The 14,801-nt window shown below is 49.0% G+C and carries 14 protein-coding genes; 10 read left to right on the forward strand and 4 right to left on the reverse strand.

Features of this window, described 5'->3' with window-relative positions; genetic code table 11:
* Positions 1-21: 21 nt before the first annotated feature.
* Positions 22-1,437: a Fic family protein gene (locus SPIBUDDY_RS05060; protein ID WP_013606684.1), complete on the reverse strand. Its 1,416-nt coding sequence runs from the start codon at positions 1,435-1,437 to the stop codon at positions 22-24.
* A gap of 175 nt (positions 1,438-1,612) precedes the next feature.
* On the opposite strand from SPIBUDDY_RS05060, the gene SPIBUDDY_RS05065 reads away from it, so the two are divergent.
* The 3 genes from SPIBUDDY_RS05065 (at position 1,613) to SPIBUDDY_RS05075 (ending at position 3,744) form a co-directional block, all read left to right on the forward strand.
* A complete protein-coding gene (locus SPIBUDDY_RS05065) occupies positions 1,613-2,047 on the forward strand; it encodes a transposase (RefSeq protein ID WP_041380587.1) in 435 nt (144 codons plus the stop codon).
* The gene (locus SPIBUDDY_RS05070) at positions 1,993-2,685 is read left to right on the forward strand and encodes a transposase (RefSeq protein ID WP_155816065.1); all 693 of its coding nucleotides are present in this window, start codon (positions 1,993-1,995) and stop codon (positions 2,683-2,685) included. Before SPIBUDDY_RS05065 ends, SPIBUDDY_RS05070 begins: the two co-directional genes overlap by 55 nt.
* A gap of 513 nt (positions 2,686-3,198) precedes the next feature.
* Positions 3,199-3,744, forward strand: coding sequence for a glutathione peroxidase (locus tag SPIBUDDY_RS05075; protein ID WP_013606685.1), 546 nt, complete (start codon positions 3,199-3,201; stop codon positions 3,742-3,744).
* Positions 3,745-3,816: 72 nt separating this feature from the next.
* Here the strand turns inward: SPIBUDDY_RS05075 and SPIBUDDY_RS05080 are convergent, their stop codons facing one another.
* On the reverse strand, positions 3,817-4,491 hold the full coding sequence (locus SPIBUDDY_RS05080) for a DUF4332 domain-containing protein (RefSeq protein WP_013606686.1): 675 nt from the start codon (positions 4,489-4,491) through the stop codon (positions 3,817-3,819).
* A gap of 135 nt (positions 4,492-4,626) precedes the next feature.
* On the opposite strand from SPIBUDDY_RS05080, the gene SPIBUDDY_RS05085 reads away from it, so the two are divergent.
* The 6 genes from SPIBUDDY_RS05085 to SPIBUDDY_RS05110 all read left to right on the forward strand — a co-directional run bounded on the left by SPIBUDDY_RS05085 (position 4,627) and on the right by SPIBUDDY_RS05110 (position 11,300).
* Positions 4,627-5,742, forward strand: a complete 1,116-nt coding sequence (locus tag SPIBUDDY_RS05085; RefSeq protein WP_013606687.1) for a DUF1343 domain-containing protein — start codon at positions 4,627-4,629, stop codon at positions 5,740-5,742.
* The gene (gene nagZ, locus SPIBUDDY_RS05090; protein ID WP_013606688.1) at positions 5,732-7,279 is read left to right on the forward strand and encodes a beta-N-acetylhexosaminidase; all 1,548 of its coding nucleotides are present in this window, start codon (positions 5,732-5,734) and stop codon (positions 7,277-7,279) included. The genes SPIBUDDY_RS05085 and nagZ overlap by 11 nt, the downstream gene beginning before the upstream one ends.
* Complete coding sequence (locus tag SPIBUDDY_RS05095) at positions 7,272-7,751, forward strand: GNAT family N-acetyltransferase (RefSeq protein ID WP_013606689.1); 480 nt, start codon at positions 7,272-7,274, stop codon at positions 7,749-7,751. Before nagZ ends, SPIBUDDY_RS05095 begins: the two co-directional genes overlap by 8 nt.
* Positions 7,752-7,947: 196 nt before the next feature.
* Entirely contained in the window at positions 7,948-9,486 is a 1,539-nt protein-coding gene (locus SPIBUDDY_RS05100) for an extracellular solute-binding protein (protein WP_013606690.1), read from the forward strand.
* Between the two features lie 19 nt (positions 9,487-9,505).
* The gene (locus SPIBUDDY_RS05105) at positions 9,506-10,429 is read left to right on the forward strand and encodes an ABC transporter permease (protein ID WP_013606691.1); all 924 of its coding nucleotides are present in this window, start codon (positions 9,506-9,508) and stop codon (positions 10,427-10,429) included.
* Between the two features lies 1 nt (position 10,430).
* Positions 10,431-11,300: a carbohydrate ABC transporter permease gene (locus tag SPIBUDDY_RS05110; RefSeq protein ID WP_013606692.1), complete on the forward strand. Its 870-nt coding sequence runs from the start codon at positions 10,431-10,433 to the stop codon at positions 11,298-11,300.
* Here the strand turns inward: SPIBUDDY_RS05110 and SPIBUDDY_RS05115 are convergent.
* Both SPIBUDDY_RS05115 and SPIBUDDY_RS05120 read right to left on the reverse strand, forming a co-directional pair.
* The gene (locus SPIBUDDY_RS05115; RefSeq protein WP_342626410.1) at positions 11,275-12,336 is read right to left on the reverse strand and encodes a LacI family DNA-binding transcriptional regulator; all 1,062 of its coding nucleotides are present in this window, start codon (positions 12,334-12,336) and stop codon (positions 11,275-11,277) included. The two genes, SPIBUDDY_RS05110 and SPIBUDDY_RS05115, sit on opposite strands and share 26 nt — an antisense overlap.
* A 6-nt stretch (positions 12,337-12,342) precedes the next feature.
* Positions 12,343-13,350, reverse strand: coding sequence for an IS1/IS1595 family N-terminal zinc-binding domain-containing protein (locus SPIBUDDY_RS05120; protein ID WP_013606063.1), 1,008 nt, complete (start codon positions 13,348-13,350; stop codon positions 12,343-12,345).
* A 394-nt stretch (positions 13,351-13,744) separates the two neighbouring features.
* Between SPIBUDDY_RS05120 and SPIBUDDY_RS05130 the strand changes: the two genes are divergently transcribed.
* Entirely contained in the window at positions 13,745-14,752 is a 1,008-nt protein-coding gene (locus SPIBUDDY_RS05130) for a substrate-binding domain-containing protein (protein WP_013606695.1), read from the forward strand.
* The last annotated feature ends 49 nt before the right edge of the window (positions 14,753-14,801 follow it).

Consider the following 14,801-nt stretch of genomic DNA (forward strand, 5'->3'; position numbering starts at 1 on the left):
GTTACCGGGTACATTGCATAGTTATTCAACAAAGAGTTGGGCGTATAGTTGCTCGAAAGTGTCAATCTGGGTTTGTGATAGAGCATGAAATTCTTTTTCTTGTGCCCGTTTGGACAGTTTTCCTACGTTTTGTGATAGAAAATTGTAAAGCAGGAATACAGTAGTGTCGGGCATTTCGATACCATCTTGTACTGTTTTTCTGAATGTATCATAGCGCACAAGAAAGTGTGCCTCTTCAGGGAGGTCATGCTCTATTGTTTCCTTGACACACCGATAGAGAAAGACAGCGTGCTCAGTGGCATCAAAGTAACGGTAATAGTCGATGGTATCATTGAGAACCTGTACAGTATAATCTTTCGTTGCTTTCCATTTGATGAAGGGTAGAATTGCTAGTGAATAGCTTCTTAAGACTGCTCCATATTCAGTTATTCGGTGTAACATCGAACTTGACACTGGAAATATCATACCTGGGGGGTTATACCCATTTTCTGCCAGAATATAATGGATAAGGTACCGATGAACACGTCCATTCCCATCCACAAATGGGTGGATATAGACAAATCCAAAAGCAATTGCGGTAGCAGCACAGACAGGGTCTAATTGATGTGTGACTTTTTTGCTATATGCAACCAATCCACGTATCAAGGAATCAATATCCTCATTCTTTGCGCTGATATGTTCCACAATAGGTATTCCTGAGTCTCTATCATGTTCACCAATAAAGCCACCTGAATCCCTATACCCAATTTTCACAAAACGGCTGTTTCCGATTACAATGTTTTGAAGACGGACAAGTTCTTCATTGGTGATGGGTGACTTCCCGGCTTCACGAATCGCATTGCCCCATCGCATGATTCTATCGTGGGGAGGCGTTTCATTTTCAATGGCAAAACTTGCTTGTGAATCTTTCAAAAGGAGAAATGCAGCAGCACGGGCAACTACATCCTTGGGACTATTCGACGAAATGAGAAGGGCTTTCTCTTTGAGATTCATGGAGATGTATGCATCTAATTCCTCGGTTCGTCGTATGAGAGGGCAAAAATCCGGAGTTCCTGGCAGATTGTTTACAACTCGATGTCGCTTTGATTTCTCCCCAGTTACAGCCAACTGCTGCAGAGGATCAAGAACATGTACATAGTTACCGCTTTGTGCATCGCTCAGATCGAGGAGTGTTCCCATCAACCATTCATAGAGGAACCAAATTCGTCTGCTATAGGCTCCCGTTATTGATTCCTGAACCATCTTCCGTATTTCGTCCGGTTCAAGTAGTTCGAATAATTTCTTGAGAACACCTAAATCAACACCTTCATATTTTAATGCAAAAGCAAGATGTCCTTTTACGGAATTTTCCGGCTGATGCCTAGGCGTGAGCAGATGCCAACCATTCTCTTTTACAATGGAGGCTCTTGCAAAATAGCAAATGCCTGATATTTTCATTCTTCTGAGCTACTTGAGGCAGCTTCAGAAGCTCATCCTTGCTGCAAACAAGCACGTTATTTGGATATTTGTATAGAAATGGACCTGACAATCCTTTATAATATGATTAACTACAAACAATTAGAAGGAGAGCAGGTCCATTAAAAGCATAGCAGAAATCCTCGGCGGTTGCCAGATGGTATTCGGTATTTCTTTCGACATCCAAGAGGTTTTCGAAGGGTATGTGACCGCCGAACACCGTACGTTCATCCAGATGCTGCAGGTGCTAGAGGAATTCCTGCCGGCGTGCGACGGCAAGGCAAGCCTGCTTGGGCGCAAAGGCTATGATGAGACGGCGATGATCCGTTCGGCCCTGGCCAAGCAGTTTTTCAAGATTCCCACCGTCACCTCGCTTCGCAACCGCCTGCTCAGCGATCCGTCGCTGCGGCAGGTCTGCGGGTTCACCTCCGTACCGAGTGAGGCCACCTTCAGCAGGAAATTTGGCATCCATGCACGCCAAAAACTCATGGAGAAGGCGCTGGGCCCCCTGGTAAGCTCTATCTGGACGGCCGCATCGTGGGTCATGTCAGCCGGGACTCCACAGCCATCGAGGCGCGCGAGAAGGCCGTGAACCAGAAGAAGGAAGTAATCCCGAGGGGGAAACCCGGCAGGCCCAGGAAAGGCTCTGAGTCGAAAACCAAGAAGCAAAACGTTCTGCAGAAGCAACTTGGCCAGACTGCCGAACAGCAGTTCGAGGAATTGACTCCCCAGTGCAGCTGGGGAGCAAGCGCAACAGCAGGGGCAACCGCAACTATGGAAAGGCTACAAGCTCACCTGGATGTCACGCACAGCGGCATCCCGTTCAGCACCATCGTCACGGGTGCCAACGTACATGACAGCCAAGCGGCGATTCCCTTGGAGCGGATGACCGGGCAGCGGATCAAACACCTGTACTCGCTGATGGACAGCGCCTACGATGCAAAGCCCATCAAGGACTTCATCATCGGAAACGGCAGGATGCCCATCATCGACCCGAACAAGCGGCGCAAGCAGCAACGGGTCCTCTCCCCCTCTGAAAAGCAGCGGTTCAGGATCCGTTCGACCGTGGAGAGGTCCAACTCCCACCTGAAGGATTGGCTTATTCCGCCGAAGATCATGGTCAGGGGGACGGAGAAGGTCTCCCACTGCCTGATGACCGGCGTGCTGTGCCTTGCTGCAATCAAGATACTGCAGTATTGCATCCTGCCGGGCATCCAGAAAACTGCGTAACACCACAAAGAGCAATGATGCATTAGCCTATCGTGGGGTAGGTGTGTCTTCTTGCACTCGATTATCGATGGACCGGGCGTATTTACTCGTTTGAAGCCCTTGATTGGACGGTTCGCTCCTCTTAATCAATGGTATTAGTATCGTCGGATGGATTCAATTTCTCAATGAATCCTCATTTTGCAAGAGCCTCAATGGTGTGCTTCGTTCCAATTGCTATTTTTATTATAGGAAATGGGCAAGGAAGGTTGTATGCATCGATAAGGGCTGCATATCCGACCGGGGTGCCCCTTTCGGGAAGTGTGAATTCATGAAAAACGATTACTGGACCTGAAAAACGATTATATTCATGCCTTTTTATGAAAAATCATTACATTTTTCTTGCAGTGAATATGCATACATGTGAGAGATAGGGAAAATTCATACTATAACACTTGACAAATTATATGGTGGTGAGTAGTATAGAAATATAAGTTGTGAAAAATTAAATAGTAAACGATATAAAAGGAGGAGCACATGAGTGTATATGATTACACCGTACGCGGAAGAAAAGGAGAGGAAGTAAAACTCTCCACCTATAAGGGCAACGTGCTCTTGATCGTAAATACTGCAACTCAGTGTGGGTTTACCCCCGAATACACTGAGCTTGAGAAATTGTATGAAGCATACAGGGCGAAGGGCTTTGAGATCTTGGACTTCCCCTGCAACCAGTTCGATGGGCAAGCTCCTGAGTCGATTGAGGAGATCCACGAAATCTGTACGCTGAAGTTCGGTACCCAGTTTCCCCAGTTCGGGAAGGTTGATGTCAACGGTGAAGGTGCAATCCCGTTGTACAAATACCTGAAGGACAAGAAGGGATTCGCAGGGTTCGACATGAGCCACAAGATCGCCCCCATTCTTGATGGAATCCTGCGCAAAGCAAACCCTGAATATGAGAAGAGCAGTGAGATCAAGTGGAACTTTACCAAGTTCCTCATTGACCGCAACGGTGAAGTTGTTTCCCGTTTTGAACCTTCTTACGACCTGGGCAAGGTAGCCAAGGCCATCGAGAAACTTTTGTAACACTCCAAACACACACAGTAAATCTCCATTTTTCGACGTTGCCTTTGCCAGAGGGCAGCGTCGATTTTTTGCTCATCGTTCCAGCTCTGCATAGAGTAGTGTTGCACAATAGATCAGCCTAGCCATATCCTTCTCACCAATCTTGCCTTTGAACAGGAGTAACCTTTCATTCGCCTCAGCAACAGCCTGTACCAAAGGTTTCGGTTTAGCGTTAGAGATCTCTTGAACTGAGGCATACCCACCCTCAAACAACAGACATGCAAAGAGAGGACTCACCCATTGTATGCGGGAAAGGTCGCATAGGCACGCCAGGGAGGTAAGTGCCTCCATTCCTACTCCCAGCTTGGAGGAAAGGACCTCCCGCTCCTTTTTCAGGTGTGCTGCATTCCAGTAGGAAAAACTATCGCCGAGCCCTATCGCTTGCAGCGCTGCAAGAGGACCTGCCTCCTGGTTTGCATATTCTATAAGCCGCACCGGTTTTGGCAGGCAGCCATTGAGCACGCGATTCAGCAACTTCAGATAGCCACTTTCGATACTGCTCTCCTTGCTGAGTTTTTCGATTGCTTTAGCATTGCCAAGTCGAGCTCTCAGCTCGGCGAGTGTAGTAATTCCCAAGGAGTGGATTTTCAGAAAGTTCTCGTCCAGGGCCTCTCTGAGTGAAAGGTGACTGGGGATGAGGTTTTCCTCACTCAGGCGATGTTTCAGAAAATGGAGATCAAGCTTTGAGAAATCCAAATAGTAGCCCATGAGAAACCTCCCTGTATAAGGTTTGGTATACAGTAGGTTCAGCATCTGGACAAGAGTTCCTGCGTGGTATCATGCTTGCTTGAGCTTGCTCAGAGCACGGTTGTGGTCTAGGATGGCTGAAGGGGGAAGTCTGCAATGGTGTCTGGTTTGGATAGGGCTTTGGAAGCACTGGGTGGCATGCACCTGGGAAGTAAGCGTTTGGGGCTGGTAACCAATGCTGCGAGTTTTACAGCAGACTTTCAGTCCTCGAAATCCTACCTCTGCAAGAACCTTCCGATTACCGACCTCTTCGCCCCCGAGCATGGACTTGGCTCCTTCGTTGCAGATGGGAAGGAAGTTGCTGACCAGCGTGATAGTGAAACCGGTTTGGTTGTACACAGCCTCTATGGCAGTGATGGTGGCAAGGTTGACGCTGCAGTATGTGCTGATCTCGATTACCTTATATTCGACATCCAGGATGTAGGACTTAGGTTCTATACCTACATAGCAACGCTTAGGCAGCTGCTTGAGCTTGGCAAGCCTTTGATAGTCCTGGACCGACCCAATCCCTTGGGAGGCTTGGTGGTCGAAGGACCGATTCTTGAGAGTCGTCTTGAGAGTTTTGTCGGACCCAGCGGTCTTCCTGTCCGGTATGGCCTGACAATCGGGGAGCTTGCCTTTTGGATGCAGAGTCAGTATGGCTATACGGGTGAACTCTCTCTCGTTGAGCTTTCAGGCTACAAACGCTCTGATCTTTGGCTGGATACTGCTCAGCCCTGGATTATGACAAGTCCCGCCCTTTCCCATTTGCAGGGAGTGTTCCTGTATGCAGGGTTTTGCATGCTTGAGGGAACCAATCTCAGTGAGGGAAGGGGAACCAGTGCTCCCTTTGAAGTGTTTGGAGCACCTTTCATAGATTCCTACCGCCTCTCTGCTGAGGTCGGAAAACTAGGATTGCAAGGCGTCGTCTTTACTCCGGTTTCATTCGTCCCCAGCCAAAGCAAGTATCAAGGACAACTCTGTCACGGCCTGTATGCACACATTCTGGATTACCATCTGCTGCGCCCCTTCAGTGTCTGTCTGCGGGTGCTTTCCATAATCCAGAGGATGTATCCAAACGCGCTTACCTTCAATGCACATTTTTCTAAGCTTGCAGGCTTCGGATCGGAAGCGGTTTGGGACGACAAGCTTGCTGCAGTATTGCAGAAAGCGGAACAAGAATCACAAACTTTCATGAAACAGAAGAGGAGCTTTGAACGATATGGGAATTGAGAGACGCAGTATGATCGGGCAGCATTTGGTATGCGGCTTTGACGGAATCGAGATGGATGAGCCCTTCATTGAAGCAGTCCGACGATACAAAATTGGTAATGTCATACTTTTTGCCCGTAATATTGCGAACAAGGAGCAGCTCTTCCAACTATGCCGAGATATTGAAGACTTGGTACAAAAAGAGTGTGGGCATCCTGCCTTCATTACCATCGACCAAGAGGGCGGTATGGTTACCAGACTCTCAAGCGATTGTACCAATGTTCCGTCTGCAATGGCTGTTGCTGCCACCGGTAAAACGCAGTCGGCTTTTGAAGCCGGCCTGATTACAGCAAAGGAACTCAGAGCCCTCGGGGTTACTGTAAATTTTGCTCCCTGTCTGGATGTGAATAGCAATCCTCGCAATCCGGTGATCGGGGTAAGAAGTTATGGCGATACCAGTGACGTGGTCTCCTCCTTTGGCCTTTCCATGATCGAAGGATTACAAAGCGGGGGAGTGATGGCCGTAGCCAAACACTTTCCCGGCCATGGCGATACCCACTTGGACAGTCATGTGGCACTTCCTGTTGTTGACCGGACGCGTGAGGAATTGGAAATGCACCTCGCTCCCTTCAAGCAAGCAGTGGTTGGAGGTGTGATGGGAATCATGACCAGTCACATCCTGTTTCCCCGGCTTGAAAATTCCAACGTACCGGCTACCATGAGTCACAGCATCATAACAGGTTTGCTGCGTACAGAATTGGGATTCAAAGGCCTTATCTTCAGTGATTGCATGGAAATGGATGCTATCGCCAAGCACTACGGAACCGTAAAGGGAGCTGTTTCTGCTTTGCAGGCTGGTGTCGATCTGGTCTGCATCAGTCACCATGTCGGACTTGGTTGTGAAGCTGTAGAAGCGGTGGAGGCAGCCTTGGAGGCCGGAACGTTGAGTGAAGAAGAGCTGGAGCTCTCGACACAGAATATCCTTTTAGCCAAAGCCATGCTTGCCCAAGAAATGAGGCCTCCTCTTTCGGTGGTCAACTGCTTGGAACATCAGAAAAAGAATGCGAGATTGCACCAGAGGAGCCTTACCTTGGTGCATGATGCTCCCTTCGAACTGGGCAGCAATCCCTGCTTCATAGGACCTCCCTGTTTTCGGGCAACCAATGTTTCCAACGATGAAGAGGCTTTGCTTTTCGCCCCTGTAATGGCGGCATTGCTTGGAGGGGCGGCTATTGTCACCACCGAGAATCCCGACAGCGAAGAGATCAAGCGGATCTCAGGGCAGATCGAAAGTTTTTCGTCAGTAGTCTGTGCAACCTACAATGGCCATATCTATGCGGGGCAAATCGAGTTGGTCGATTCCCTGGCCAAGTCAAAGCCGGTGCTCTGTATTGCACTACGCAATCCGTATGACTTGGGCTTGGTGAAGTCTCCTGTCCGCAGCATTGCTGCCTATGCCTATACCAAGGATGTGTTCGAGGCGTTGGCCACCATGCTCATAGGTAATCGTACACTGCAGGGGAAACTCAGCGTTTCGTTAGGAGGTATTCATGCCTGATATGCTGGTCAAACTCTATGATCTTCCTTCTAGCCGGCAGGTCATCTCTGACTTGGCAGAGCAAGGGATTTCAATTCAACGGGCAATGGCACCGGATAAAGTCCGCGTTCTCACCTGGATTGGTGAGAAATCCTCCCTTGCAGCCCAAGGCGAGGCGGATGTCTGCTTTTCCCGCAATCCCATCTCCCTCTTTCTGGCTGTACAGGACAAGCAAATTCTCGGGTATGCCTGCTACAACGCAACCGCGTTGGACTTCTTTGGACCGACAAGGGTCCTCGATAGCATGCAAGGCAAGGGCCTCGGGAAGGCTTTGTTGCTGCGTTCGTTGGAAGCACTCAGGGATGAAGGGTATGCGTATGCCATTATCGGGGGAGTCGGGCCGGCAGCCTTCTATGAGAAGTGCGTGCATGCCAGCCTGATCGAAGGATCGACACCCGGTATCTACAGGCACTTTTTGGGTGCGCGCAGCTGAGTGGATAAGACTAAAAAATATTTTCAGTTTGATTTCTAGTTTCAGTAAAAAATATTGTTGCGAGTTGCTTGGTTTGGTGCATATACTATACAAGTGGTGTACACCTGCTGTTACTTGCACCCTCGTTGACCTGTGCACCTTAGGTAGTTCGAAATCACCGTTTTACGGTTGTTTCTAATACAAAAGGAGGGGCACTATGAAGAAAACCCTGTTGGTTGCTCTGTTGGTGTTGGTCTTTCTGTCGTTCTCGCTTTTTGCGGCGGGAGTAAAGGAAACCTCAAGCGGCCCAATTGCATTTTCCGTTTTTTATTCGGACAATGCCACCCTGCCGTTCAAGGGCGATTGGTTGACAGTCACTGAAGTTCAGAAACGAGTGAATGCCAAGGTAGAGTTCGAAATCATCCCGATCGTGGATTATCAGACGAAGGTCTCACTGGCCTTGAATACCGGGACCAATGCACCCGATGTAATTCTTTACCAGTCCACAAAAGGTGAGAATGCCGCCCTTTCACTCAATGGCGCGGTTGTCCCCATCAGCGATTACGAGGCTTGGACTCCCAATTTCAATGCACGCGTCAAGGAATTCGGTCTTGAGGACGATGTTGCATCACTCAAGCTCAAGGATGGCAAACGGTATTTCCTGCCAGCTTTGTTTGATGTTCCTTTCTATGATGGCGGCTTGATTTTGCGTGAAGACCTTTTGAAGAAGTACAACCTCTCTGCTCCGAAGACATTTGAGGACCTGTATCAGGTGCTGAAGGTATTCAAGCAGCACAACCCAACTTCCTATCCGTTGACAATTCTTGCAGGACCGCGTGTGCTCTATCGCATGACCATGCCTTCCTGGGGCATCAGCTTGGGCAAGAATGGTGCAAGCGGAAGCAATACCCTCAGTTGGGATTATGCAAACAAACGGTACTTTGCAGGTGCTATCAGCGAACAGTACAAGAGCTACATCACCTATATGCACAAGCTCTATGCTGAAGGCTTGCTCGACCCGGAGATGGCCGAACCCATCGACGGGGATCGCTGGACGCAAAAACTTGCCACCGGCAAGGCCATGGCCAGCTATGCGTATTATGACCAGCTCGGCGGAGTGACGGCTAACAGTACCATCGACGGCTTCAAGCTGCAGATGTATCCGGCCCTCGCCGGCCCAGAGGGTGCTCACCACCAGCCCAAGAGCAAGACCGGGTCGGGCATCCTGTTCCCGATCAAGACTGCCAAGCGCGCTGATTTCGAGCAGCTGGTCAGGACTGTGGATGAGATGTTCTTCTCCGAGGAGAACGCCAAGCTCTGGTGCCTGGGCGTTGAAGGGACCACCTATACCACGCAGAACGGCAAGGTTGTCTTTGTCGACGAGATTCGCAACTCCAGTGAAGGCATTTATAAGAGCCTGCAGGTCAAGTACGGCTGCGGCAGTGATGTAACACAGATGGTATGGGTCAATGCCCGTGAGATGACCAAATACGACGAGAACTATGCCCGCATCAATGCCGAGGTTGAGGCGATGGGGGATGTCATTCAGGCTATTCCTCCCACTCCCAAGTTCGACGATCGGATGGCCGAGGAAGCAGGAACGCTGCAAACTCCGCTTTTTGATGCCTTTGAGCGGTGGAACTCAGCCTTCTTGACCGGCAGCAAGAGCATTGAGAAGGATTGGGACGCTTATGTCAAGGAAATGAAGAATCTTGGCATTGAGAAGTTCACTGAATTGTACAACGCCAACCTGTAAATAGTTTTGGAGGGTCTTGATGAAGCAAGGGAAACAGCTGCAAAAGGGATCGTATGTTGCACGGTATTGGCAACTGTATGCCATGATGGTGCTTCCCTTGCTCTATTTCTTGGTGTTCAAGTATGTTCCCATGCTTGGCAGCGTCCTGGCCTTCCGGCGATACCGTCCGGGAATGGGTCCGTTTGGAACCGAGTGGGTAGGGTTAACCTACTTCTCTCGGTTCTGGTCGGACCCTGCATTCTGGAGAGCGTTTCGCAACACCCTGGTCTTGAGTCTTTTGAATCTGGTGGTGAACTTTCCCATTCCCATTCTGTTCGCCATCCTGCTCAACGAAGTGCACATCCTCCCGTTCAAGAAGGTGGTGCAGACTGTATCCTACATGCCACGCTTCATCTCGACGGTGGTGGTGATAGCCATCCTCGGGGAACTGCTTTCCCCCTCGAGCGGAATCATCAACATTCTGCGTCAGCAGGTGTTCTCCAAGGAAGCACTGTATTTCATGAATGAGGCCCGCTTCTTTCGGGTGATTTACATCCTGGTAGACACCTGGCAGTATACCGGTTGGACGGCCATCATATACCTTGCCGCCATTACGGCCATACCGGCCGAACTGTACGAGGCTGCCACCATCGATGGAGCTAGCCGAACCCAGCAAATTTTTTATGTCACCATCCCTTCCATTATGCCTACCATCATGGTAATGCTGATCATCAGTGTGGGAAGGCTTCTCTCCCTGGGTTTTGAGAAGGTCCTTTTATTGTATACTCCGGACAACAGCATGGTAAGTGACATCATCGATACCTTGGTCTATCGAACAGGGCTTGCCAATCAGAACTACTCCTATGCAACTGCAATCGGGCTGTTCAGCGGCATTATCGGAGTCATTCTGGTTTCTTCTTCCAATGCTTTGAGCAAAAAGCTTACCGGGGAGGGTATTTACTAGGATGAAAACCTATAGAACCCCATCCTCGCTCTTCTTTTCGTTTGTGGTGTACCTGGTAATGGTACTCTCCCTGGCTGTCTGCCTCATTCCCTTTCTCTATATGCTCTCCCTCTCCATATCGAGTCCGAAAGCGATCATCAACAATGAGGTTTTTCTCATACCAAAAGGGTTGAACCTGCAATCCTACATCCAGATTTTTACCTATCCCAACTTCTTCAAGGCCTATGGCAATACATTCTTCTATACGTTTGCAGGGACGGCAATCAGTCTGATGCTCATGATTTTGTTCGCCTATCCATTGAGCAAGACCCGCCTTAAGGGTGTGAAATTTGTTATGCGTCTGGTCATTTTCTCGATGTTTTTCTCAGGCGGGCTGATCCCCAACTACTTACTAGTATCGTACCTTGGGTTGACCAATACACGGCTGGCAATGCTTATTCCGTTTGCCATCAATCAGTTCAATCTGATTTTACTGATCAACTTTTTCAAGTCGATTCCCCTGGACTTGGAGGAAGCGGCGATTATCGACGGTCTCGACTACAAGGGCATCCTGGTGCTCATCATCTTGCCGCTTTCCACAGCCGCCCTGGCTACCGTCGGCCTGTATACAGCGGTGTTCTTTTGGAACGAATGGTTTCACGGTCTCATCTACCTCAAAAGCAGCCAATTTCCGGTCATGCTCTTTTTGCGCAATATTGTGACCGGCACCAGCATGGTCGGCGATGCTGCAGGATCGGGGGACAAGAGTACGATTGCCATTTCAATAAAGAGTGCAGTGATTATTACCAGTACGCTTCCCATTATTATTCTCTATCCCTTCCTTCAGCGTTATTTCGTCAAAGGTGTCATGATCGGGGCAGTGAAAGGATAGAAGAGGGTTTCTGGGTAGTCTCCCGTACGATAAGCTCGGTATCCATGTACATGCTGGAGATGGGGATGAGCTCCCCGCTGATACGCTTGATGAGCATTTCACAACTGAGGAGCCCCAGTTGGAACTTTGGTTGGTTTACCGTGGTGATGGAAGGCGTGCACATGGTGGAGAGTTCGATATTGTCGAAGCCGACAATGGCGATATCCTTGGGAACCTCCAAACCAGATCTTCTGACCGCCTTTATTGCAGCTGCAGCGTAGACATCGCTGGAGGCAAAGAAGGCATCGGGCCGCTGGTCAGAGTTGAGCAGCTGGAACGCTGCAGACACCGCCATATCGTAGCTTATCTCCTGGAGTTGGATGATAATCTCAGGATCCTTCTTGATGGATGCCTGCTCAAGAGCTTGCAGATAGCCCTTAAGCCTGTCCTGTGCATACTTATACTCCAAGGGTCCATTTATGAAGGCTATCCGTTTTCTTCCTAGGGAAATAAGGTACTCCACGGCATTACGGGCTGCGGATACATCGTCGATGGTAACGAAGGGAATATCCATGTTGCTGATGCATTCACAACATTGGACCATCGGGATGAAGGCGCTGAGCTTGAGTAGGGTTGTGCGATTGATGCAGTTGGTGGTTATTAAACCGGCAGCATTTGTTTTTTTCAACAAATCTGTAAAAGTGTCATAGGATTTTTCATCGATTGGATCTTCATTGACCAACATGTTGTATCCGTTGCGCTGGGCGGCAGCCTTTGCCCCTTGGATGATGAGGCTGTAGAAAGGGTTGTCCAGGCTGGGGATGTTGAAGATGATCAGGTCGTTGGATTTGGAGCCTATAGCCTCGAGGCTGGAGGTATCGAATCCAAGGGCTTTCATCGCGTCTATCACCATCTTGCGTGTTTCCTCACGAACATTCGGGCTGTTGTTGATGACTCTACTGATGGTGGCAATAGAGATGCCTGAGAGTTCGGAGATGGCCGAGTAGGTTATTTTTTTAAACCCTCTTTTGCACAGTGTTGGTCGCCAACTGCAAATAGAGCGTTAGTTTGAGTATTTCTCTCTGTAACTGAGCGAAATAGGGTTTTCGAAAACCCTGTTGAGTAGAGTTTCAATCTTTTTGTACGGGTCGTTGGGAGGATTGACAATAAAAGCAAAGAGGTTCAAGTAATCAGAGAGATTGGCTCTGTCAAAACCGGAATGCGAGTTCAGGAACTGCTTGAGCTGTCGACAGCGCTGGTTGATTTCGTTCATTGGATTTTCCTTGTCAGGCAAGCCTTTGAGCGACTTCGAGCTATGAGCTTCACTCACCAAGTGCAGGTCTTTCACCAGACTGTCATGGCTTTTCTCTCTATCATGGACAAGGGTTGTCCCTGGCTCGATATGATGAAGGAATGCCTCCAACGTTTTCTTGGAGGATGTCTTTCCGTTCCCCTCGATGGTACAGAAAACATGGCCGGAGAGATCGCATCCTATCCCCATGCAGATCTGGTTTCGTGATAGACCACGATACTGCAGCCCATCCTCCTTCATCTGGATATCTTCTTTCCTCAGCTTGTAGAAGGTCTCATCGATGTAAGCTTTTCCCCTGAGAACAATAGTATCTTGGTATCCCCTGAGTGTAAGGCAGAGTTTGGATGTCCAGTAATTCGTTGTTGTGTCGCTGTTTCTGTTTGATTTCGATACTGAGTTGAAGCTCTGCATCCTGAACAAGCCGAGCAGATAATCCACCCATTCGCTTATGGGTATCTTGTGGTTGTCGAATATGGTGCCCGTTGTGACCGTGAAAGTCCTTTCGCAATCCGAACACCGGTAACGTCTGACATGGTTGCTCGTGAATCCGTATTTCTGGATCTTGAGGCTCTGGCAATACCGGCACTCCTGGGGTGCATAGGAGTTGAGAAGCTCACTTTCTTCGGTGTCCGAAATTGAGGGATGCTTCTTCTTGTAGTTGGACAGATTGATTGCATCAATGAATGATTGCAACGGGGTCGCATCGTCCTTGCCGGTCCAGGGTGTCTCCTTCCTGGATGAAGTGATATGCTTGGGCATTGTGGTAGTCCTAAGCATTGGGAGAACAATGGGCAGGGACTACCACATCTTCTGCTCCATCGCCCTCTCAATGCCTTATTACCTTACCACTAATTTCAATATTTTGCTAACAGTTTACCAACACTGTGCAAAAGAGGGTTTATTTTTTTTGGTGCTGCTGCCATGGATGTACCTCTACTTCCACTATAGAATCAGTTTTGCGGTGGAGCAAGCAAAATTTGAAAAAGCATGAAAAAATTTTCAGATTATGAAATAAAATCTCAGTAGTAGGACAGAAATTGCCTAAATAGTAGGTATATTTACAATATTACGAAAAAAGTTGACAGATTTTCAGAAAGATTTATACTAAGTGCAACACAGGCATCGAAGATCTTGAGCCTGTAGGAGGTTTGTAATGAAAAAGGTATTGGTACTCCTTCTTGTCCTGCTGGTTGCAACCAGCGTCGTGTTTGCACAGGGCTCCAAGGAAGCTGGTGCAAAGAAGCAGTTGATGGGAGTTGTAACCCCCAGCGCTGACCATGGATTCACCGCAGAGTCAATCCGCCACAGTGAAGCCCAGGTCAAGGCACTCTCAGCACAGTACGGTTTTGACTACCGCTTCATGACGGCAGCCGAAAGTAGTGAACAGAGCAATGCTGTTGAAACCATTCTCGGCATGAAACCCGATGTACTGGTCCTCTGGCCGGTCAACGGTGATGAGCTGCGCAGTGTAGCCCAGTCGGTAATGGACAGTAAGGTTCCCTTGATCGTCTACGACCGTTTCATCCCCGGCCTCGCTCCCGATGCCGAGATCAGCGGCGACAACGTAGCTATCGGTGAAGGTGCTGGACGATATTTCAATGAGTATTTCAAGGAAGACCTGGCCAAGGGCAAGGTAAACTACCTCGAATTCAAGGGTGACAGCTCCACCGTTCCTATGGAACGCACCAATGGATTCCTCTCCACTGCAAGTCCCAACTTCAATCTGGTGCAATCCTTTGTTACCAACTGGAGTCAGCAGACTGCCATGGAGCAGATGGAAAGCTTCCTGAATACCAAGAGCAAGGCTGAAATCGAATCCATCAAGGCAATCTGGACCCACGATGATGAAATTGTCTTCGGTATTGTCGAAGCTCTGAAGAACTATCATGGAAATGCAAAGATCAACATCCGTCTGATTAACGGCGTCTCTGGTGGTGAAGGGTTCATGAATCTCTTTGAGAACTCCGGTTTGGCCGGCGTCGATTTCATGACCTACACATTCTCCCCGTCCATGGTCCGCGATGCCATCGACCTTGGTCTGAAGGTGTTGCAGGGCGAGAAGCTCGAGAAGAACTACAAGGTTCCTACCGAGATGATCGACAAGACCAACTACAAGACCTATATGCAGGGTAAGTTGTACACGGTACGCTATAGCCTGTAAGGGTTTGAATTTTCAATGGATGTGCCCTCTGGAGGCTGGATTTCCGGTC

Origin of the sequence: Sphaerochaeta globosa str. Buddy (assembly GCF_000190435.1) — a bacterium.
In the GTDB taxonomy this organism is placed as follows: Bacteria; Spirochaetota; Spirochaetia; order Sphaerochaetales; family Sphaerochaetaceae; genus Sphaerochaeta; species Sphaerochaeta globosa.